The sequence below is a fragment of the Serratia marcescens subsp. marcescens ATCC 13880 genome (genome assembly GCF_017299535.1).
In the GTDB taxonomy this organism is placed as follows: domain Bacteria; phylum Pseudomonadota; class Gammaproteobacteria; order Enterobacterales; family Enterobacteriaceae; genus Serratia; species Serratia marcescens.
On the sequence record NZ_CP071238.1, the window covers coordinates 4,099,781 to 4,119,855 of the forward strand.

Consider the following 20,075-nt stretch of genomic DNA (forward strand, 5'->3'; position numbering starts at 1 on the left):
AGGCTGCGCCCCGTTTCACCGCCGCTGAGACCACCACAATGCGCTAATCGCCAGCGCAAACACCACGCCAAACCCTACGCCGACGCCCACCACCGGCACGCCCAGCTTCACGACTAAAGAATACAGGCCCAGCATCAGCAACATGGCGGCGTTTTCACCCAGGTTTTGCACCGCGATCGCATTGCCGGCGCCGACCGAATGCTTGCCCCGCTCCTGCAGCAACGCATTGAGCGGCACCACGAAGAAGCCCCCCAGCATGCCGATGATCGCCAGCAAGACGTAGGCATTGAGCATGGTCGTTTGCAACGCAAACACCGCGACCGCGACGCCGATCAGGATCCCGGCCGGCATGCAGCGCTTCACCGTCTTCAGCGTGACGAAGCGCGCGGCGGCGCCGGCGCCGACCACGATGCCGACGGCCACCATGGCGTTCAGCAGCGTCGGCGTGGCGTTATCGGCGATGCCAAGCGCCACCGGCACCCACAGCACCAACAGAAAACGCAGCGTCACGCCGGCCCCCCAAAACAGGCTGGTGCCGATCAAAGAGAAACGCGTCTGCCCATCGCGCCATAATGTGACGCAGGCGGTAAGGAAGCTGTTCGTCATGGCCCGCGGCCGCCATGAAGCCCCTGGGCGCGCCGCCGCCAGACGTGGAATATACAGGTTGGCGACCACCGCCCCTGCGTAAACCAACGCGCAGGCCGCCAGCGCCGCTACCACGTGCCAGTCCGCCAGAATACCGCCGGCCACCGAACCGGTGAGAATGGCGGCGATGGTCGAGGCCTCCATCAGGCCGTTAGCCTTGACCAGCTTCTCGCCGCTGGTGATCTCGCCCAGAATGCCGTATTTGGCTGGAGAATACGCGGCGGCACCCACGCCGACCAGGCTGTAACCCCAAAACGGGTTCCCCCCAAAACAGATCACCAACGCCCCCGCCAGCTTCAGGGCGTTGGCGAACATCATCACCCGCCCTTTGGCGAAGCTGTCGGCCACCTGGCCGACAAACGGCGCCAGGATGATGTAGGTGGCGACAAAGGCCATCTGCAGGATCGGCTGGCTCCAGTCCGGATACAGCTGCTGCTTGATCAGCGCCAGCGTGGCGAACAGCAACGCATTGTCGCCGAACGCCGAGAGGAACTGCGCGCTGATCACGGCGATCATGCCGCGTGACAACAAAGGGGATTCGGTCGAAGGATTCATCAGGCACTCTCCGGCTGTTCGGCCATATGACGCAGGGTGACGAAATCAGGTTTGCCGCTGCCGAGCACCGGCAGCGTTTTCAACAGGCGAATATCGCGCGGCACCGCCAGCTCCGGGCTGCCCAGCTCGCGCGCCACCCGCAGCAATGCCTCGCGGGTAATGGCGGGATCGGTGGTGAACAGCACCAGCGCCTCGCCTTTGCTGCTGTCGCTTTTGACCGTGGCGGCATGCAGCTTTTCCGGCGACAGCCGTTGCGCCAGCAATTCGACGCTCTCCAGCGACACCATCTCGCCCGCCAGCTTGGCGAAGCGCTTCACGCGCCCGCGAATGGTGCAGTAACCCTGCTCATCCAGGCTGACGATATCGCCGGTATCATACCAACCCGGCTGCAGCACGCCGTTCGCATCTTCCGCCGCCGGCGGTTCCAGCTCGCCGGGACGTTCAACCCGCAGATAGCCTTTCATGATATTCGGCCCCTTCAGCTGCAGACGGCCGCCGTTATCGATGCCCGGCACCGCGATCAAGCGCGCCTCCATCTGCGGCATGATGCGGCCGACGGTGCCCACCTTGGTCGCCAGCGGCACGTTGATCGACACTACCGGCGCGCACTCGGTCACGCCATAGCCTTCCAGAATGCGGATGCCGTATTTATCCTGATAGATCTGCTTGGTGCTGTCCGCCAGTTTCTCCGCGCCGGCCACCACATAGCGCAGGCGGGCGAAATCATACGGATGCGCGAAGCGCGCATAGTTGTTGAGGAAGGTCGCCGTGCCGAACAGCACCGTGCAGTTACGGTCATACACCAACTCCGGCACCACGCGATAGTGCAGCGGGCTGGGGTAGAGAAAAATGCGGCTACCGGTGATCAGCGGCGTAAGCAGCCCCACCGTCAGGCCGAACGAGTGAAACAATGGCAGCGATGACATGAAACGGTCGCGCGGCGTGAAATCGGCGATGGTGCGAATTTGTTCTACGTTGGCCAGCAGGCTGGCATGCGAATGCACCACGCCCTTGGGGTGGCCTTCGGAGCCGGAAGTGAACAAGATCAGCGCCGCGTCCTCCGGGCGTTGCGGCAACGCCGCGCGCTGCGGTTGCAGCAAGTGCCGCAGGATCCACAGCTTGTCCGCCAGCGTAACGGTGTCTTTCAGATCCTCCAGATACACCCAGTTGGCCTGCGTCACCTGCTCCGGCAGGTGGGTCAGTTTGCCCTTCTCCAGGAACTGGCGCGAGGTGACGATGGTCTTGATGCCGGCGGCGGTCATCGCGCTGTTCAGGCCGTTGGCGCCGGCGGTGTAGTTGAGCATCGCCGGAATGCGGTTGCGCAGCGAAGCGCCGAAGATCGCCGCCGCGGTGATGGTGGCGTTCGGCAACAGCAGCCCGACGTGTTCCCCTTCGGCGGTAAAGCGCTGCAGAATGCGGCTGACGCCCAGCGATTTCTTGATCAGCGTTTGGTAGCTGTCCTCTTTGAAAGCGATGTCTTCGATACACGGCTTGCGACGCCCATAGCGGCGCTGCGCCGCCAGCAAGGCATGGAACAGCGTCTGCGGTTCGCGCGTCTCCATGCGCGCCCGCATCATGATCTGCATCAGCCGATCGCCCGCCAGCGCCCGACGCTCGCGCGCACGCGGCGCCTCCGGCATCGGCAGCGTGGTCGGCGGCAAGATGCGGATGCTGATTTGCGGAAACCAGCGGATCTTGAACACCCCGGCCATGCGGCCGAACGGACTGAATTCGGGGCCGTCGATCCGCACCGGCACCACGGTGGCGCCCGATTTGGCGGCGATAAACGCCGCGCCGTCGTAGATTTTCATCAGCGCGCCGGTCACGGTGATGCGCCCTTCAGGGAACACGACGATCGGCCGCCCCTGTTCGACCATGCGCACCAGCTGCTTGATGGCCATCGGCTTGGTGGGATCGAGCGAGACGAAATCGATGTAGGGCCGAAGCCAGCGCATGAACCAGCTCTCGCCGATGCTGGCGTAAACCGCAAACACCGGTTTTATCGGCAGGAACAGCGCCAACAGCACGCCGTCGAGGAAAGAGACGTGGTTCGGCGTAATCAGCAGTTTTTGCCGTTCGAAGTGCTGGACGCCCCCTTCGACCCGAACCCGAAACAACAGGCGAAACAGCGCGCGCAGCAGTGAAAAGATCATGCCCTTCTCCCTTGGCCATGGAGGCGTAAATCGTTGTAGGGAAAAGAATACTATATGGCAGGCAAAAAAAAACCTACGCATCCGCGTAGGTTGGTGCAATTGAAAATGGCTTCAACATACAGAGTATGCTGATTTCTCACCAATCAATACCTCTGGGATCACCTACTCTAGAGAGATGGCGTGCAGGAAACTACCGCCGAATCGCAAGAGTTCTGCTCCAAATGCAACCAGCTGTAAATTTCCCGCGATCTGCTGTAATAACTCAATGAAACTTAAACCTTCCCGCAGCGACGAAAATAAATATAACAACGACGAGCCAGTGACCCAGACGTGAAATCTTCACTCATCGCGCGCTGACCTCGACCAGGCAGCTCATGGCGTTCGGCCCCTGCGTCAGCGGCGAGGTGCCAATATCCAGCGTCAGCACATTCGGGTTGCCCGCCTGCTCGAGCGGCCGGCGCTGCGCGTCGAAACCCGGCTCGAACCAGGCGCCGGTCGCCATCAACACCACGCCGCGCGTCACGCCATCGGTGAGCGATACCCCCGCCAGACAGCTGCCGCGCGCATTGCTGACCAGCACTTCGGCGCCGTCCGCCACCCCGCGCGGCGCCGCATCGTCCGGATGCATATACAGGGTTTCGCGCCCGGCGGTCTTGTTGCCCTGCGCCAGCGGCGCCGGATCCATCTGGCTATGCAGGCGATCGCTCGGTTGAATGGAGATCAGGTGCAGCGGCCAATTCTTGGCCTGCGGCGCGCCCAGCCACTCCACCGGCGGCCGCCACTGCGGATGCGGAGCGAAATCTTCGTAGCGATAGCCGGCGATCCGCTCGCTGAACAACTCGATCTTGCCGCTGGGCGTTTGCAGCGGGTTAACCTGGGGATCGGCGCGGAACGCGTCAAAAAATACAAACTCTTTGGCCGGCGCGGGCAGCTCGACATAGCCCCGTTGCCAGAACGCCTCAAACTCGGGCCAGGCGACGCCGGCGCGGCGCTGCGCAGCGCCGCATTGCCGGTAGATAGCTTCGATCCAGGCCCGCTCGTCGCGGTTTTCGGTAAAGCGCTCGCGATAGCCCAGGCGCTCCGCCAGATCGGCGAAGATATCGAAATCGTTGCGCGCCTGATGCTGCGGCGCAATCGCCTGATGCATCGCCAGCACGTAACGATCGCGCGACGAGCCGCCGATGTCGTTGCGCTCCAGCGAACTGGTGACCGGCAACACGATATCCGCCATTTTGGCTGCCGCCGTCCACCAGATATCTTGGACGATCACCGTATCCGGCTTCTGCCAGCCTTCCACCAGTCGGTTCAACTGCTGATGGTGATGGAACGGGTTGCCGCCGGCCCAGTGCACCAAATGGATATCCGGATAATGCCGCGTCTCGCCGCAAAATTGATAGGCTTCGCCAGGGTGCAGCAGCATGTCGCAGATGCGCGCCACCGGGATCGCCAGCCCGGCCGGGTTATCGCCTACCGGCATGGTCGGCGCGGGGGTATCCACGCGCGGGTTGCCGACGCCGTTCATTGAGCCGTGGCCGAACGAGAACCCGCCGCCCGGCAGCCCCACCTGGCCCAGCATCGCCGACAGCGCGATCATCATCCAGTACGGTTGCTCGCCACGATGCGCGCGCTGCACGGAGTAGGAACAGGTGATAAAACTGCGCACGCCGATCAGCTGCCGCGCCAGCAGCGCGATGCGCGCCGTCGGAATGCCGGTAATGTCGCTGGCCCAGGCCGGCGTTTTCGCCACGCCGTCGCTCACGCCGTTCAGGTAATCCGCCAACTGTTGATAACCCACGCAGTGGCTGTGCAGGAAGGCTTCATCCTGCGCGCCCAGCCGCTGGATTTCGTAAGCCAGCGCCAACATCAGCGCCACGTCGGTATTCGGCCGGATCGGGATCCATTCCGCATTGACGAACTCGGGGCAGTCGTCGCGCATCGGGCTGATGTTGATCACCGGCGTGCCCTTGCGCGCCAGCTTTTGCAGCCAGGGCTTGAGCGCATGCTCCGCCGCGCCGCCGGAAGACACTTGGGCGTTTTTCAGCGCCAACCCGCCAAACGCCACAAACAGTTCGCAGTGCTCCACCACGCTTGGCCAACTGGTGACGCGCCCGGTCAACGGCGAGAAAGTGCCGATCACATACGGCAGGAAAAACTGCGCCGCGCCCCAGCTGTAGTTGCCCTGCTGATCGACGCCGCCGCCGCCGCTGAAGTAGAACCGCCGCACCAGCGAGCGGGCATGGTGCAGCCGCCCGGCCGACGACCAGCCATAAGAGCCGGTAAACAGCCCGGAGGCACCGTAGCGATCGCGCACCCGGCGATTCTCCTGCGCCACCAAATCGAGCGCGAACTCCCAATCCACCTCGACGAAATCTTCCCTGCCGCGCAGCGTACGGTCGCTGCCCTCGCGCTTTTGCAGCCACGAGCGGCGCACCGCCGGCTTGCGGATGCGTTTGTCGGAGTAGACCATCGGGACGATGGAATCGAGCAGCGGCGAAGGATCGGGATCGTCGACGAAGGGTTCACAACGGATAAGCCGGCCGTCTTCAACCACGGCGGTATAAGCGCCCCAATGGGCGAGCTGCGGATAGCGTTTAATGGACATGGCGTTCTCGGCGCAAATCGGAATGCACAGACGTTACCTCAGCCCGCCGCCAGTGCCAACGTACAAATTGCGCTATCGTTCGGTCGTCGATGGTTATGCGTACAGACTCGAAGAGATTCTGCAACGGCCGCCACAAGTTGCGCACGAGACCGCTTGCAGCCCCGGTTTTTTTCCGCAAAACTGGGGGATGTAAGCGATTACCCAGGATGTGTTGACTGATATGGCTACGATAAAGGATGTTGCCAGGCTGGCGGGGGTTTCCGTGGCCACGGTATCCCGCGTGATAAACAATTCCCCCAAGGCCAGCGAAGGGTCGCGCACCGCGGTGCAGGCCGCCATGGAACAGCTGCAGTATCACCCTAACGCCAACGCACGAGCGCTGGCGCAGCAATCCACCGAGACGCTGGGCCTGATCGTCTCCGACGTTTCCGATCCCTTCTTCGGCGCGATGGTCAAGGCGGTCGAGCAGGTGGCCTACGCCACCCACAATTTTCTGCTGATTGGCAACGGTTACCACGACGCCGAAAAAGAGCGTCAGGCGATTGAACAGCTGGTGCGGCACCGCTGCGAAGCGCTGGTGGTGCACGCCAAAAGGCTGAGCGATCAGGAACTTTGCGGCTGGATGCAACAGATCCCGGGCATGGTGCTGATCAACCGCACGCTGCCGGGCTTCGAAACGCGCTGCGTGGCGCTCGACGATCGCTACGGCGCCTGGCTGGCGACCCGTCATCTGATCCAGCAAGGGCATCAGCGCATTGCCATCATCTGCTCCACCCACCAGATTTCCGACGCCACCGACCGGCTGCAGGGCTATCTCGACGCGCTGCGTGAACACGGCATCGCGGTGGATGAAAAGCTGATCGCCTATGGCGAACCGGACGAGATCGGCGGCGAACAGGCGATGACAGAATTGCTCGGCCGCGGCCGTTCGTTCTCCGCCATTACCTGCTACAACGATCCGATGGCCGCCGGCGCGCTGTCGGTGCTGAGCGATAACAGCGTCGACGTACCGGGGGAGATTTCGCTGATCGGTTTCGACGACGTGCTGATTTCGCGCTATCTTCGGCCGCGCCTGACCACCATTCGCTACCCGATTGTGGCGATGGCGACCCAGGCGGCGGAGCTGGCCCTGGCCTTGGCCAATCGCCAACCGCTGCCGGAAATCACCAACATGTTCAGCCCGACGCTGGTGCGCCGCCACTCGGTCGCCACCCTCAACAACGCGCACGAACAGCCGTAATCATGCCGCCGCATAACGCTGTGAAGCGGGCGCCAGGCGCCCGCCCGCTGATCAGATAAGTTCCAGCGCGATCAGTTCTTCGATGGTTTGGCGGCGGCGGATCAATCGCGGCTCGCCGTTTTCGAACAGCACTTCAGGCAACAGCGGACGGCTGTTGTAGTTGGAGGACATCGACGCGCCGTAGGCGCCGGTATCGTGAAACACCAGATAATCGCCGATCTGCACCGGCGGCAGCTCTCGGGTTTCCACGCCGCCGCCCGCCTGCTGGGTGAACACGTCGCCGGATTCGCACAGCGGCCCGGCGATCACCGTTTCGCGCAGCGCTTGCCCCGAGGTATCGCGCCCATCGGCCGGCAACAGCGAAATATGGTGGTAACTGCCGTACATCGCCGGGCGCATCAGATCGTTAAAACCGGCGTCCACCAGCACGAAGTGGCGGCTGCCCATGTCTTTCACCGCCCGCACCTCGGCCACCAAGACGCCCGCTTCCGCCATCAGGAAACGCCCGGGTTCAATCTCCAACTGCACCGGATGCCCCAGATGCGCGGCGATGCGTTCACGCGCCCGATTCCACAAACCGAAATAATGTTCGGTATCGATCGCCTCTTCGCCGTACTGATACGGGATAGACAGGCCGCCGCCGGCGGAAATGGCGCTGATGTCATGACCGAGATCGATCACCTGCTGCACCATCGCATCGCAGACGCGCTCCAGATGCTGGTAATCGACGCCGGAACCGATGTGCATGTGCACGCCGATCAGTTGCAGGCCATAGCGGCGGATCCTCTCCACCGCCTGCGGCAGGTCGGCATACCAGATGCCGTGCTTGCTGTTCTCGCCGCCGGTGTTGGTTTTCTGGCTGTGGCCGTGGCCAAATCCCGGGTTAACGCGCAGCCACACCGGATGCCCTGCGGAAACCTGGCCGAGCTGATCCAGCATGTCGATGGAACCGGCGTTAACCGGGATCTTCAATGCGCTGACGCGCGCCAGCGTGGCGTGATCCAACACGTCCGCGGTAAACACGATCTCGCTCGGTTCGCCGCCCGGCTGAAAACCGGCCTGCAGCGCCCGTTCGATCTCGCCCAGCGACACCGAATCCACCTTCACGCCCTGCTCGCGCATCAAGCGCAAAATATGAATGTTCGAACAGGCCTTCTGCGCGAAACGAATGGTGTCGAAATGGCGCAGCTGAGCGATGCGCTGGCTGATGATGTCCGCATCATAAGCCCAGACCGGGCAGCCGAAACGCTGCGGCAAAGCCAGCAGGTTAGCGGCGTTCAACGCGGTGGAGGTGTCGTGCAACGGGCGTGGCATGGCGAGATTCCCAATTCGAAAATGACGGCAGATAAAGCCATAGTGCCGCACGCTGAATCGAGTGGAAAATATCTATTTAGCCGTAGTCTATTCATTTATGATATGGCTTTCTCTACAGTCGAGCGGCCTCGCCATGCACAGTATCTCTTTGCGGCAAATCGAAATCTTTCGGGCGGTGATGACCACCGGCAACCTGACCGAGGCGGCGGCCCTGCTGCAAACCTCGCAACCGACCGTCAGCCGCGAGCTGGCGCGCTTTGAAAAGCTGATTCGGCTGCAGCTGTTCGACCGGGTGCGCGGGCGTTTGTCCCCTACCGTGCAAGGGTTACGGTTGTTCGAAGAGGTGCAACGCTCCTATTACGGTCTCGATCGCATCGTCAACGCCGCCGCCGGCATCCGCCAGTTTCAGCAGGCGCAGCTGTCGATCGTGTGCCTGCCGGTATTTTCCCAATCGCTGCTGCCGGCGGTGTGCCAGCCCTTTATCGAACGTTATCCGGAAGTCAGCTTCAGCGTGATCCCGCAAGAGTCGCCGCTGCTGGAAGAGTGGCTGTCTGCCCAGCGCCACGATCTTGGGCTGACGGAAACCACCCTCACGCCGGCGGGCACCGAACGGGTGACGCTGATGACGTTGAACGAAGTGTGCGTGCTGCCGACGGGCCACCCGCTGCTGGTAAAAGACCAGCTGACGCCGCAGGACTTCGCCGGGCAGAACTTCATCAGCCTGTCGAGCACCGACAGCTATCGTCACTTGCTGGATGCGCTGTTCGCCGAGCAAGGCGTCGAGCGCCGCATGGTGATGGAAACGCACAGTGCGGCGTCAGTGTGCGCCATGGTGAGAGCCGGCGTGGGGGTGTCGATCGTTAACCCGCTGACGGCGCTCGACTATGCCGGCAACGGCGTGCACGTGCGGCCCTTCAGCATCGACGTGCCGTTCACCGTCAGCCTGATCCGGCCGCTGCACCGCCCTTCATCGGCGCTGGTCACGGCCTTTATCGACCATTTGCATCAGCAGGCGGCACGCTTCTCCGCCCGGCTGGCCGCCGCTGTCAGGCGCTGAAAGCGGCGTGGGAATATTGCCGAGGCCTTAGCGCAGCGTCGCCTGCCACTGCGGATCGGTGGCAAACCACTCCACCAGAAAGTCCAGCATGGTGCGCAAGGTGGCGGGCATCTGGCGACGCGAGGTGTAGATGCCGTAGATGCCCATCGACTGCGGCCGGTAATCCGGCAACAATTCGACCAGTTCGCCGCTGGCCAGCAGCGGGGCCGCCGAATAGTAGGGCTGCATGGAAATGCCCGCGCCCTGCACCGTGCCGGCCATCAACACCACCGACTCATTGGCGCTCAGGTTGCCGCTGACCGCCACCGCCGATTTCACTCCCTGAGCATCGAAGTGCCACAGGCTTTTGCCGAAATAGGAGTAGGTCAGGCAGTTGTGCAACGCCAGATCCTGCGGTTGGCGCGGGGTGCCGTGTGCCGCCAGATACGCCGGCGCGGCGCACACCACCGATGCGCAGGTGGACAGCGGACGGGCGATCAGGTTGGGATCCAGCTCGTTGGTGATGCGCAGCGCCAGATCGATGCGCTCTTCCACCAGGTTCACCGCCCGGTTGTTCATCTGCAGATCGACCGCCACCTGCGGGTGACGCTTCAGATACTGAGCGACCGCCCCCACCAGCGCCGTTTGCCCGAGCGACTGCGAACAGGTGATGCGCAGCAGGCCGCGCAGTTCGTCGCTCTGCCCTTCCTCCACCAGATCGATTTCCCCCGCCAGCGCCAACATTTGTCGGCAACGTTCCAGAGTACGCTCACCGGCGTCGGTCAGACTAAGCTTACGGGTAGTGCGGTGCAGTAAACGCGCCCCGGCCCATTGCTCCATCTGCGCCAGGTAGCGCGTCACCATCGCGCGCGACATCTCCAGCGTTTCCGCGGCGGCGATCATGCTGCCGCGATCGACGATGGTGACAAAAACCTCAGCGGCGGTAATGCGATCCATGATTAGTCCGATTTATGCAACGAATAATTGCTTATTATCCGGTTTTTCTATCGCTTTATGCAACCTAACATCGTTACAACATTAACCGATACCTAAGGACCTCTGCCCATGTTTAAGAAATCACTGTTAACTCTGGCCTTCACCGGCGTCGCCACACTGAGCACTTACGCCACCGCTGCCGATACCCTGACCATGGAAGTGTATAACCCGGGCGAGAAAAGCGTGTTCCCGGTGTCTTCCGAAATCGTCAGCGGCCAACACGAAGTGGCGCTGATTGACGCTCAGTTCCAGCGTAACGATGCCGAAGAGCTGGTGAAAAAGATCAAGGCGACCGGCAAGAAGCTGACCACCGTCTACATCAGCCACTCAGACCCGGATTTCTATTTCGGTCTGGACGTGATTAAGGCGGCCTTCCCGGAGGCGAAAATCATCGCTTCGCCAGGCACCATCAAGGACATCAACGCCACCAAAGACGGCAAAGTCGCCTATTGGGGCCCGATCCTGAAAGACAACGCGCCGAAAACCGTGATCGTGCCGCAGCCGCTGCAGGGCGACAGCTTCACCATCGACGGCCAGAAAGTGGAAGTGAAAGGCCTGAACGGCCCGACCCCCGATCGCACCTTCGTCTGGATCCCGGCGCTGAAAGCGGTCGTGGGCGGCGTCGCGGTCGCCGGTGACAATATCCATCCGTGGATCGCCGACAACCAGACCGAGGAATCGCGCCAGCACTGGCAGCAGACGCTGAAAAACATCGAAGCGCTGAAGCCGCAGGTCGTCGTGCCGGGCCACTTCCTGCCAGGCGCCGCGCAAACGCTGGCATCGGTGCACTTTACCCAGAAATACCTGACCACGCTGGAAGCCGAACTGCCGAAGGCCAAGGACTCCGCCGCGCTGATTGAAGCGATGAAAAAGCACTACCCGACGCTGAAAGACGAATCGAGCCTGGAACTGAGCGCAAAAGTGCTGAAAGGCGAGATGAAGTGGCCGCAATAAGCGCCCCTGCGTGATTGAACCAGCCCCGGCGCCGCGGCGAGTTGCCGCGCGCCAAGCGAGGAGTAAAGATGACCGAAACCACGTTACATTACATTTTCGATCCGCTGTGTGGCTGGTGCTATGGCGCCGCGCCGCTGGTGAAAGCGGCTCAGAGCCTCCCCGGGCTGAAGATCGTGCCGCACGCCGGCGGCATGATGACCGGCAACAATCGCCGCCAGATCACCGACGAGTGGCGCAACTATGTCATTCCGCACGACAAACGCATCGCCGAAATGACGGGCCAGCCGTTCGGCGAAGCCTATTTCAACGGCCTGCTGCGCGACACCACGGCGGTGATGGATTCCGAACCGCCGATCACCGCTATCCTGGCGGCGGAAAAGCTGTCTGGACGCGGGCTGGACATGTTGCACCGCATTCAGCAGGCGCACTATAAGGAAGGTCGGCGCATCGCCGACACGCCGGTGCTGGAAGCGTTGGCGAAAGAGCTGGGGTTGCCTTCGGCGGCGTTTATCGCCGAAATGCGCTTCAACAGCGGCGCACCGACCGCGCAACACATCGCGGAAAGCCGGGCGCTGCTCGCCAAAGTGCAAGGCCAGGGCTTCCCGACCTTTGCGCTGCAGGACAGCGAAGGCCGCCTGCATCTGCTGCCGGCCGGGAACTATCTGGGCAATGTGGAAGCCTGGAAGAACCTGCTGGGCGCCGCCGCGCTGGCGTAACCCTTCTCGCCCCGCTCGCCGGGGCGAGTCATTCGACCCGCACGAACCGCCCTTCCGCCCGCACGTTGTGACCGAACCCGCAATCCCCCCGCGTATGCATCTCCAGCGCTTGTTCGCCAAACGCCATCGTCACGTCGCAGACCTGCGCGCTTTCCGCTTCATGCTGGTGGTAGACAGCCTTGCCGTGTTCGATCGGCAGCTCGGCGGTGAAGTCGCCCATGTTCGGCCCGTAATACAGTCCCATCTGCGGCATGGCGTAGCCGGAAAACGCGATCAACCAGCGCTCGCCCTGCGGCTTCACCGCCACTTCGCTCCACACGCCGCGCCCGGCGTATTGCCAATACACGCCGCCCGGCCCCTTGGGCTGCGGCTGCTGCGCCAGGCGTTGGCGCAACAGGCTCATGTTGTGCTGCGATTTGTCGTCGTGCGGCGCCAGCGCCAGATAGGCCTGCGCCTTGAGCAATTCCCCGGCGTGCATCAGCGACAGCGCCACGTTGTTGTAAGCCGTGGCGACAGCCTGCTCGCTCAGGCCGCAAAACTCGCTCCAGGCCGCCTGATCGCGAAAGATGTCGGCGGCTTTGGCGTAATCCTGCCGCTGATAGGCCTTTTTTCCCAGTTCGGCGTAGCTCGCCACCTTTTGACAGTCGGCGGCGATGTCCGGCTCGTCAATGTGCGCCCAGGCCCGGGCGCTGGCGAAGACGCCGCAGGTCAGCAACAGGGGAAACCAAGCCTTCATCGTTTATCCTTTCTGCAAAAATTCAGCGCCAGTATAACCGCCCTGCGCCGGAGTGTATGCCGCAATTGCGCCCGCCAGCGCGCCGCTGACGATTCAGCCGCCTTATTTCAAACGGTTAGCGGAGTCAAAACTGCTTACAGTCGCGGTTTGTTTGTTACCGGCCCGCAGCCCATGCTGAACAAAACATCGCAATTATCGAGCCGTTATGAACGCAACCCCCTTGCAGAAACACGCCGTGTGGCAGTTGATCAAACCCTTTTGGGTGTCTGAGGAGCGGTGGCGCGCCTGGATGATGCTAACAGCCATCGTCGTCCTGTCGCTTGGTCTGGTCTATATCAGCGTGCAGATCAACCAGTGGAACCAGGTGTTCTACGATGCGTTGCAGAACAAAAACTACCCGGTGTTCAAGGCGCAGCTGTGGCGCTTCACCTATCTGGCGCTGATCTTCATCGTGCTGGCGGTCTACAAGATCTACCTGACTCAGGGGCTGCAGATGCGCTGGCGGCGCTGGATGACGGAAAAGTTCATGGGAAAATGGCTGGCGCACCAGGCGTATTACCATACCGAGCAGCAGCAGATCGTCGATAACCCCGATCAGCGTATCGCTGAAGATCTCAACGTACTGACCCAATATACCCTGTCACTGTCGCTCGGGCTGCTCTCCAGCCTGGTGACGCTGTTTTCCTTTATCGACATTTTATGGCACGTCAGCGGGCCGATGACCTTCGCGCTCGGTCAACACGCCATCACCTTGCCCGGCTATATGGTGTGGTTCGCGCTGCTGTATGCGGTGCTGGGATCGCTGCTGATCTGGTGGGTCGGCAAACCGCTGGTCATGCTGGGCTTTAACCAGGAGCGGTATGAGGCGAACTTCCGTTTCGGCCTGATCCGCATCCGCGAAAACAACGACGCCATTGCGCTATACCACGGCGAACCGCGCGAGGCGCAACAGTTGGGTGACCGTTTCGACACCATTCGCAGCAACTGGTGGGCGATCATGCGCATCACCCGGCGGCTGAACATCGCCACCAACTTCTACGGCCAGTTCGCCATCGTGTTTCCCCTGCTGGTGGCGGCGCCGCGCTACTTCTCCGACGCCATTCAGATGGGCGGCCTGATGCAGATCGCCTCGGCCTTCGGCCAGGTGCAGGGTGCGCTGTCGTGGTTTATCGACGCGTTTAACGACTTGGCGACCTGGAAAGCCTGCGTTAACCGTTTGGCCGGCTTCAACGCCGCCGTCGATCAGGTTCACCATCAGCCGCGCGGCATTCAGCTGCGGGAAGAGACCGCCCATCCGTTGACGCTGGATAACCTCAGCCTGAACTTGCCCGACGGCCAACCGCTGCTGGCCGGCGCAGAGATGACGCTGCAACGCGGCGATCGCCTGCTGATCGTCGGCCCTTCCGGCTGCGGCAAGTCGACGCTGCTGCGGGCCATCGCCGGTATCTGGCCTTACGGCGCGGGCGCCATCGGGGTGGCGGCCAACGCCAACACGCTGTTCCTGCCCCAGCGCAGCTACATTCCGATCGGCACGCTGCGCGAGGCGCTGAGCTACCCGAGCCTGGCGTCAGAATACAGCGACGAACAGCTGATACGGGTGCTGGAAAACTGCCGTCTGAAACACCTGCAGCGCTGGCTGGATACCTCCGCCAACTGGAGCCATCGCCTGTCGCCGGGAGAGCAACAGCGGCTGGCGTTCGCCCGCGCCCTGTTGATTCGCCCGAGCATCCTGTTCCTCGACGAGGCCACCAGCGCGCTGGACGACGAAACCGAGCAGCTGATGTACTGCCTGCTGGTGGATGAACTGCCGGACATGACGCTGATCAGCGTAGCGCACCGCAACAGCGTGGCGAAGTACCATCAGACCTGCTGGCGCTTCAGCCGCGGCGAAGACCAACCGGCGCGCCTGGCGCTTAGCCCGTTGCCGGCATAACTCACGAAGCCGGGCGCGGGCGCGCCCGGTTTTCGTTCAGATGCCATCGGCCTGCGCGTCTTCGCACTTCACCCGGCGGCGTTCATGCCACAGGCTGGTCAGGCCGCGTTTACCGCACGCCAAAGCCATCTCGCGAAATTCATCCAGATTCAGCCCATCGCGCTCCAGCATCATTTCCGCCGCCAACTGCATGTTGACGCCGGTGAGCACTTCGCAATCGCCCTGCGCATCCGCCAGTTCGCAGGCGCTGCGAAACGGCGAACCGCCGAGCATATCGGTCAGGAACACCACACCGTCCGGCTGCGCCACCGCCGCCAGCGCCGAGCGTAGGGCGTCGTTGAGTTGCGCGGTGCTCATCTGTTCGGGGAAATCGACCGCCGCACAGTGCCGCTGCGGCCCCACCACCTGTTCCACCGCCTGCAACAGCCCGGTGGCAAAGCCGCCGTGGCCGGTAATCACAATGCCTGGCATAGCCCGCTCCTCACAAAATACCGATAAATTTGCCCGCCACGCCGATCGCTACGGTGACGCCAATCAGCTTCACCGGCGAGAAACCGCGCTTCATCAGGAAGAAAATGAGCAGCGTGAAGCACAGCGGCAACAAGTTGGGCATCAGCTTGTCCAGCACGTCGGTCTGCAGCGCCACGCTGGCCTTGCCGGCGTGCATCACCAGCGGCGTGGACAGGTGCACATACGAGGCCACCAGCGCGCCGATCACCGTCATGCCGACGATCGACGCGGCGTGAGAAATGCGCCGGGTGTGGGTCTTCAGCAGCGCCAGCGCGCTGGTGCCGGCCTGATAACCGTAGTGCGCCAGCCCAAAACGCAGGCCGAAGTGGAACAGATTGAACAGCAGCAGGAAGACGATCGGCCCGAACAGGCTGCCCTCCAATGCCAGCGAAGCGCCTATGCCGGCGCAGATCGGCAACAGCGTCAGCCAAAACAGCGCGTCGCCGATGCCGCCGAGCGGCCCCATCAGCGCCACTTTCACCGCGCGAATGGTGGAGATCTTCTCCTTGTTCTGCTCCATCGCCAGCACCAAACCAGACAGGAAGGTGACGTCGAACGGGTGCACGTTGATAAATTCCATGTGCATCTTCATCGAGTTGGCCAGATCCTGCGGGTTGCGGTGGATCTTGCGCAGCCCGGGGATCAACTGATACAGCCAGCCGCCCGCCTGCATGCGCTCGTAGTTGAACGACGCCTGCAACAGCAGCGAACGCCAGGCCATGCGGTTGATGTCGCCGCGCGTCAGCGCTTCGGCGGGCTGGCTGTCCAGATAATCGTCCTGCTCCACCTGGCTGGTGGCCAGCGCCTGCGCCATGCGCTGCTCGGCCTTTTGCGCCAGCAGATCGTCGGAATCGTTAAATGCCATCTTCGGCGTCCTCCTGCGGAGCGGGCCGGGCGGTCGCCTCTGCCGTGCCGCGTTGCGTGTTGAAGAAATCGATCAGGGCGATCGCCAGGGCGCCCAGCGCCACCGCCAGGATCGGCAGCTTGAGGAACGTGACCGAGATGAAACCGAGGATAAAATAGGCCACGTAGGTTTTTTTCATCATCACTTTCATCAGCAGCGAGAAGCCGATCGCCGGCATCATGCCGCCCGCCACCGCCAGCCCGTCCAGCAGCCAGCCCGGCGCCTTCTGCACCATGGCGCTGGCCGCATCGGCGCCGAAGTAAATCGGCAGGAACGCCACCACGAAATAGAAGATGAACAGAATGCTGATGCCCAGGTAATTCACCCGTTCGATGCCGCGCCAGTTCAGCGCTTTCACCATGCGATCGCAGCGGTGCATCATCGGTGAGTACAGCGTAAACAGCAGCGTGATGCAGCCCTGCACCGCAATCGAGAACGGCACCGCCACGCCGATCGCCACTTTAGGGTCGGCCTTGGTCAGAATGGCGAACGCGGTGCCGATCACTCCGCCGATCACCACGTTCGGCGGTTGGGCGCCCGCCAGCGGCACCATGCCCATCCACACCAGCTCCAGCGTGCCGCCCACCAGCAACCCGGTGTAGACGTCGCCCAAAATCAGCCCCACCAGCGGCCCCATCACCACCGGCCGGTGGAAATGGGTCAGACCGTCGAACAGGTCAACCCCGGCCAATCCGGCCAACAACGCAATCAATAGCGCATCCGTCAACATGCTTCCCCCCTGGCTCAAAAGAGCAGTTTGCCGATCGCCTCGCCCGCTTCATCCGGCACCCGGCGCACTTCGCACTCCACGCCCAGTTCCGCCAGCGCGCGGAACGCGGCCACGTCGCCGTCGTCCAGCGACACCGTTTTGTGCACCTGCCGCTTCCCCTCGGCGAAGTGCATGTTGCCGACGTTGACGAAACGGATCGGCACCCCGCCGCGCACCAGCGTCAACACATCCTGCGGCGTTTTGCACACCAGGAAGATCTTCTGCCGATCCGCCGCCTTGTGGATCACGTCGATGGTTTTCTGCAGCGTGAAATAACGGGTCTGCACCCCTTCCGCCACCACCATGTCCATCAGGTTCTGCTGCACCGGATCGGCGGCGGCCTCGTCGTTGGCCACCACTACCAGGTTGGCGCCGAGGGTATTGGTCCAGGTCACGCCCACCTGGCCGTGCACCAGACGATTGTCGATGCGAGTCATTAAAATGTTCGGCATGTCAGCGGCCCTCCGGGTAACAGGCGGCGTGGTAATCGTCGAGCACCTGCGTCACTTTATGCAGCACCCACTCCTGCGGATCGGCGCTCAATTCGCCGGCGTTCAGCGCCCGCGCCTGATCCGGCAGGTACTGGCTGAGCAGCGCCAGCGGCGCCGGGCTGCGGCGCAGGTTGTCCAGCAAACCGTCGACCGCCTGCTGCACCTGCGGCTGCGGCCAGTAGTAACGCACCCGATCGCTCAGGCTGTAGTGGCGATCGAGATACTGTTGGTGCGGCGTGCCGTGGTAATAGCGGCTCCATTGCTGCGGCTGCTCGCGCATCACCTGCTCCAGCGTGGCGCACAGCTGCGCCGACTGGCGTTCCCCCAACCATTCGCGTTCGATGCGATCGAGGGCGAACAGCGCTTCGCGCAGCGCGAAGGTCAGCGCCGGCCCCACCTTCAGGATGGCGAAGTGATCGCGCACCAGTTGGCGGTAGGCCTGCGGCGGTTGGTAATCCGTAGAGTGCGCTTCATAGATCATGCCCGGCTGCCGTTCGATGAAATGGCTCAATGCGTCGGCGCGCTGCGGTTGGTAATGCTCAACGCTGTGGTGATCGAACTCGACGCCCGGCTGCACCACCAGCGCGATAGTTCGCAGCCAGGCATCGTTCAGCTCGGCTTTTTGCCAGGCGATACGATGCGTTTCCAGCGTTTGCGCCACCGCCTGCGGCGTGGTGACCTGCAGACCCGCCAGCGCCTCCTGCGCGCCGCCCGGCACCGGCACCTCGGTGCCGATCACATAGACCGGCGCTTCGCCGCCGCTCTGCGCCCAGGCGCGTTCCGCCACCGCGCACAAACGCGCCGCCCGCTCGGCAACCGTGGCATCCCCCAGGGGCGAGGGATCATCGGCGCACGACATGGAACAATCGAGGTGAATTTTGCGAAATCCGGCGCGAACGTAATCGTCTATCAAGGTTTCCGCCAGCGCCATCGCTTCCTGAGCCGGGCGATCTTGCCAGGCGTTTGGCCCCAGATGATCGCCACCCAGCCACACGCGCTCGCGCGCCAGGCCCACTTCATCCGCCAGACGCCACAACCCATCGCGGAACTGGGCCGCCGTTTGGCCGGTATAGCCGCCGAATTGATTGACCTGGTTGGACGTCGCCTCCACCAACACCGGCGTGCCGCGGGCTTTGGCCTGCCGCAGCGCGGCCTTCAGAACCCAGGGATGGGCAGAACAGACGGAAAAGATCCCGACCGGCATACCGGCCTTGTGCTGCTCGACAAGCTGTAACAACTGCTGCATGAAGCCCCCATGCAGGCGCCCTGCTACCGATCGGCGATGATGACCTCCACGCCCAACTCGGTTAACGCCCGCTCGTAATCGTCCGGAAGACGGCTGTCGGTGATCAGCCGATGGATTTGTCCGGCTTCGCGAATCATGCAAAAGCTCTTGCGACCAAATTTGCTGGCATCCGCCACCGCGATAATCTCGCGCGCCACCTCGCACATCACACGATTGAGGTGCGCTTCACCGGGGTGAGGCGTGGTGATGCCGGCGCTCAGGTCGAACCCGTCGACGCCCAAAAACAGCTTGTCGAAGCGGTACTGACGCAATTGCTGCTCGGCAGCCGGACCGTAGAGCGAGTAAGAGTTGCGGCGTACGCTGCCCCCCAGCACCATGACTTCCACCCCGTCGTTTCCCGAAAGCTCGTAGGCAATGTTCAGCGCATTGGTCATCACCACCAGATCGCGCCGCCCCTTCAGGAACGGCACGATCTGCGCGGTGGTTGAACCGGAATCGAGGATCAGCGCATCGCCGTCGCGCACATAGCCGGCCGCCGCGTTGGCGATCAGCGTTTTGACGTCGCGATTCAACCGCCCTTTGTCCCGCAGCGGCCGATCGAAAGCGAATTGCTGATTGAGCATCGCGCCGCCGTAAGCGCGCAGCGCACACCCTTTTCGTTCCAGAAAGCGCAGATCGTTGCGGATCGTCACCGTGGATACCGCAAACTGTTTGCTGAGCTGTTCCACGCGCACGCTGCCGTGCTCGCATAACAGATCGATAATGTGTTCACGTCGCTTTGCGGTATTCACTGGCATGAGCTGCGGTCCTCAGGTTTCCGGCTTCGCCGGGGAGAAGATGGCTTTCGCTCTACTGCGCAGGCATTACAGCAAAGCGAAAGCAATGAAATTGTGATCGGGATTACAGCCCCGTTTTAGCAAAAAAACCGCCAAAAAACCTTTCGAATCGAAACGGATCGAAAAGCCCAAAAGCGGAAGGGGGAAAAAGTGAAATGCCATGACGGGCGATACCCCCGGAGCGCTGAGGCGTGGGCTGCACGGAAAGCGAAAGCGGCGCATGGTGCGCTCCGCGCCATGACTTTTAGTTCACTCAGTGACCAAGATCACATAATGGCAATTATCCGGCGGCCGGCGGGGATTAACCGCCGCCATCCCGCCGGGCCGTACCCTTGTCAGCACGAGCCATCTTCCCTACACTGGCGATCGGATACCGTCGATTTTCGGTACGTAAGCGTTAACGTCAATCAACGCATCACGCCATGCAGCACTGATTGAC

17 protein-coding genes are annotated in these 20,075 nt (G+C 62.5%); 5 read left to right on the top strand and 12 right to left on the bottom strand.

Annotated elements, in window-relative coordinates; genetic code table 11:
* Window positions 1-15: 15 nt before the first annotated feature.
* From lplT to J0F90_RS19610, 3 genes are all read right to left on the bottom strand, one after another.
* On the bottom strand, window positions 16-1,200 hold the full coding sequence (gene lplT / locus J0F90_RS19600) for a lysophospholipid transporter LplT (protein WP_033639502.1): 1,185 nt from the start codon (window positions 1,198-1,200) through the stop codon (window positions 16-18).
* The gene (gene aas / locus J0F90_RS19605; RefSeq protein WP_016929926.1) at window positions 1,200-3,353 is read right to left on the bottom strand and encodes a bifunctional acyl-ACP--phospholipid O-acyltransferase/long-chain-fatty-acid--ACP ligase; all 2,154 of its coding nucleotides are present in this window, start codon (window positions 3,351-3,353) and stop codon (window positions 1,200-1,202) included. Before aas ends, lplT begins: the two co-directional genes overlap by 1 nt.
* 343 nt (window positions 3,354-3,696) lie before the next feature.
* Window positions 3,697-5,955 (bottom strand): molybdopterin guanine dinucleotide-containing S/N-oxide reductase, encoded by a 2,259-nt coding sequence (locus J0F90_RS19610; RefSeq protein ID WP_033639501.1) that lies wholly within the window; start codon window positions 5,953-5,955, stop codon window positions 3,697-3,699.
* Window positions 5,956-6,175: 220 nt separating this feature from the next.
* Here J0F90_RS19610 and galR point away from each other — a divergent pair, with 220 nt between their 5' ends.
* Window positions 6,176-7,195, top strand: a complete 1,020-nt coding sequence (galR, locus tag J0F90_RS19615) for an HTH-type transcriptional regulator GalR (RefSeq protein WP_004931832.1) — start codon at window positions 6,176-6,178, stop codon at window positions 7,193-7,195.
* A 51-nt stretch (window positions 7,196-7,246) separates the two neighbouring features.
* On the opposite strand, the gene lysA is transcribed toward galR, so the two are convergent.
* Window positions 7,247-8,509, bottom strand: a complete 1,263-nt coding sequence (lysA, locus tag J0F90_RS19620) for a diaminopimelate decarboxylase (RefSeq protein WP_033639500.1) — start codon at window positions 8,507-8,509, stop codon at window positions 7,247-7,249.
* A 133-nt stretch (window positions 8,510-8,642) separates the two neighbouring features.
* Here lysA and J0F90_RS19625 point away from each other — a divergent pair, with 133 nt between their 5' ends.
* Window positions 8,643-9,566, top strand: coding sequence for a LysR family transcriptional regulator (locus J0F90_RS19625; protein WP_033639499.1), 924 nt, complete (start codon window positions 8,643-8,645; stop codon window positions 9,564-9,566).
* A gap of 27 nt (window positions 9,567-9,593) precedes the next feature.
* On the opposite strand, the gene J0F90_RS19630 is transcribed toward J0F90_RS19625, so the two are convergent.
* Window positions 9,594-10,502 carry a LysR family transcriptional regulator gene (locus J0F90_RS19630; protein ID WP_015378928.1) on the bottom strand — a complete coding sequence of 303 codons (909 nt, stop codon included), beginning with the start codon at window positions 10,500-10,502 and terminating at the stop codon, window positions 9,594-9,596.
* A 108-nt stretch (window positions 10,503-10,610) separates the two neighbouring features.
* Between J0F90_RS19630 and J0F90_RS19635 the strand changes: the two genes are divergently transcribed.
* Both J0F90_RS19635 and J0F90_RS19640 read left to right on the top strand, forming a co-directional pair.
* Entirely contained in the window at window positions 10,611-11,495 is an 885-nt protein-coding gene (locus J0F90_RS19635) for an MBL fold metallo-hydrolase (protein WP_016929931.1), read from the top strand.
* A gap of 68 nt (window positions 11,496-11,563) precedes the next feature.
* Window positions 11,564-12,211, top strand: a complete 648-nt coding sequence (locus J0F90_RS19640; protein WP_016929932.1) for a DsbA family protein — start codon at window positions 11,564-11,566, stop codon at window positions 12,209-12,211.
* Window positions 12,212-12,239: 28 nt separating this feature from the next.
* Here J0F90_RS19640 and J0F90_RS19645 read toward each other — a convergent pair whose 3' ends face one another.
* Window positions 12,240-12,947, bottom strand: coding sequence for a hypothetical protein (locus tag J0F90_RS19645; RefSeq protein WP_033639498.1), 708 nt, complete (start codon window positions 12,945-12,947; stop codon window positions 12,240-12,242).
* A 205-nt stretch (window positions 12,948-13,152) separates the two neighbouring features.
* Here J0F90_RS19645 and J0F90_RS19650 point away from each other — a divergent pair, with 205 nt between their 5' ends.
* Window positions 13,153-14,880, top strand: a complete 1,728-nt coding sequence (locus J0F90_RS19650) for an ABC transporter ATP-binding protein/permease (RefSeq protein ID WP_033639497.1) — start codon at window positions 13,153-13,155, stop codon at window positions 14,878-14,880.
* Window positions 14,881-14,916: 36 nt separating this feature from the next.
* On the opposite strand, the gene agaF is transcribed toward J0F90_RS19650, so the two are convergent.
* The 6 genes from agaF to agaR are packed head-to-tail and all read right to left on the bottom strand — an operon-like array spanning window position 14,917 to window position 19,597.
* Complete coding sequence (gene agaF / locus J0F90_RS19655) at window positions 14,917-15,351, bottom strand: PTS galactosamine/N-acetylgalactosamine transporter subunit IIA (protein WP_016929935.1); 435 nt, start codon at window positions 15,349-15,351, stop codon at window positions 14,917-14,919.
* Window positions 15,352-15,361: 10 nt separating this feature from the next.
* Window positions 15,362-16,255 (bottom strand): PTS system mannose/fructose/sorbose family transporter subunit IID, encoded by an 894-nt coding sequence (locus tag J0F90_RS19660; RefSeq protein ID WP_016929936.1) that lies wholly within the window; start codon window positions 16,253-16,255, stop codon window positions 15,362-15,364.
* Complete coding sequence (gene agaW / locus J0F90_RS19665) at window positions 16,245-17,024, bottom strand: PTS N-acetylgalactosamine transporter subunit IIC (RefSeq protein ID WP_016929937.1); 780 nt, start codon at window positions 17,022-17,024, stop codon at window positions 16,245-16,247. The genes J0F90_RS19660 and agaW overlap by 11 nt, the downstream gene beginning before the upstream one ends.
* A gap of 14 nt (window positions 17,025-17,038) precedes the next feature.
* Entirely contained in the window at window positions 17,039-17,515 is a 477-nt protein-coding gene (gene agaV, locus J0F90_RS19670; protein ID WP_004931808.1) for a PTS N-acetylgalactosamine transporter subunit IIB, read from the bottom strand.
* A 1-nt stretch (window position 17,516) separates the two neighbouring features.
* A complete protein-coding gene (locus J0F90_RS19675) occupies window positions 17,517-18,800 on the bottom strand; it encodes a D-tagatose-bisphosphate aldolase, class II, non-catalytic subunit (protein WP_033639496.1) in 1,284 nt (427 codons plus the stop codon).
* A gap of 23 nt (window positions 18,801-18,823) precedes the next feature.
* A complete protein-coding gene (gene agaR / locus J0F90_RS19680) occupies window positions 18,824-19,597 on the bottom strand; it encodes a transcriptional repressor AgaR (RefSeq protein WP_004931804.1) in 774 nt (257 codons plus the stop codon).
* Between the last annotated feature and the right edge of the window lie 478 nt (window positions 19,598-20,075).

Coding starts and splice junctions, on each gene's coding strand:
- lplT (WP_033639502.1), bottom strand. CDS start 1,200: ATGAATCCTTCGACCGAATCCCCTTTGTTGTCACGCGGCATGATCGCC.
- galR (WP_004931832.1), top strand. CDS start 6,176: ATGGCTACGATAAAGGATGTTGCCAGGCTGGCGGGGGTTTCCGTGGCC.
- agaW (WP_016929937.1), bottom strand. CDS start 17,024: ATGTTGACGGATGCGCTATTGATTGCGTTGTTGGCCGGATTGGCCGGG.
- J0F90_RS19635 (WP_016929931.1), top strand. CDS start 10,611: ATGTTTAAGAAATCACTGTTAACTCTGGCCTTCACCGGCGTCGCCACA.
- agaR (WP_004931804.1), bottom strand. CDS start 19,597: ATGCCAGTGAATACCGCAAAGCGACGTGAACACATTATCGATCTGTTA.
- J0F90_RS19630 (WP_015378928.1), bottom strand. CDS start 10,502: ATGGATCGCATTACCGCCGCTGAGGTTTTTGTCACCATCGTCGATCGC.
- aas (WP_016929926.1), bottom strand. CDS start 3,353: ATGATCTTTTCACTGCTGCGCGCGCTGTTTCGCCTGTTGTTTCGGGTT.
- J0F90_RS19645 (WP_033639498.1), bottom strand. CDS start 12,947: ATGAAGGCTTGGTTTCCCCTGTTGCTGACCTGCGGCGTCTTCGCCAGC.
- agaV (WP_004931808.1), bottom strand. CDS start 17,515: ATGCCGAACATTTTAATGACTCGCATCGACAATCGTCTGGTGCACGGC.
- agaF (WP_016929935.1), bottom strand. CDS start 15,351: ATGCCAGGCATTGTGATTACCGGCCACGGCGGCTTTGCCACCGGGCTG.
- J0F90_RS19650 (WP_033639497.1), top strand. CDS start 13,153: ATGAACGCAACCCCCTTGCAGAAACACGCCGTGTGGCAGTTGATCAAA.
- J0F90_RS19640 (WP_016929932.1), top strand. CDS start 11,564: ATGACCGAAACCACGTTACATTACATTTTCGATCCGCTGTGTGGCTGG.
- J0F90_RS19610 (WP_033639501.1), bottom strand. CDS start 5,955: ATGTCCATTAAACGCTATCCGCAGCTCGCCCATTGGGGCGCTTATACC.
- J0F90_RS19660 (WP_016929936.1), bottom strand. CDS start 16,255: ATGGCATTTAACGATTCCGACGATCTGCTGGCGCAAAAGGCCGAGCAG.
- J0F90_RS19625 (WP_033639499.1), top strand. CDS start 8,643: ATGCACAGTATCTCTTTGCGGCAAATCGAAATCTTTCGGGCGGTGATG.
- J0F90_RS19675 (WP_033639496.1), bottom strand. CDS start 18,800: ATGCAGCAGTTGTTACAGCTTGTCGAGCAGCACAAGGCCGGTATGCCG.
- lysA (WP_033639500.1), bottom strand. CDS start 8,509: ATGCCACGCCCGTTGCACGACACCTCCACCGCGTTGAACGCCGCTAAC.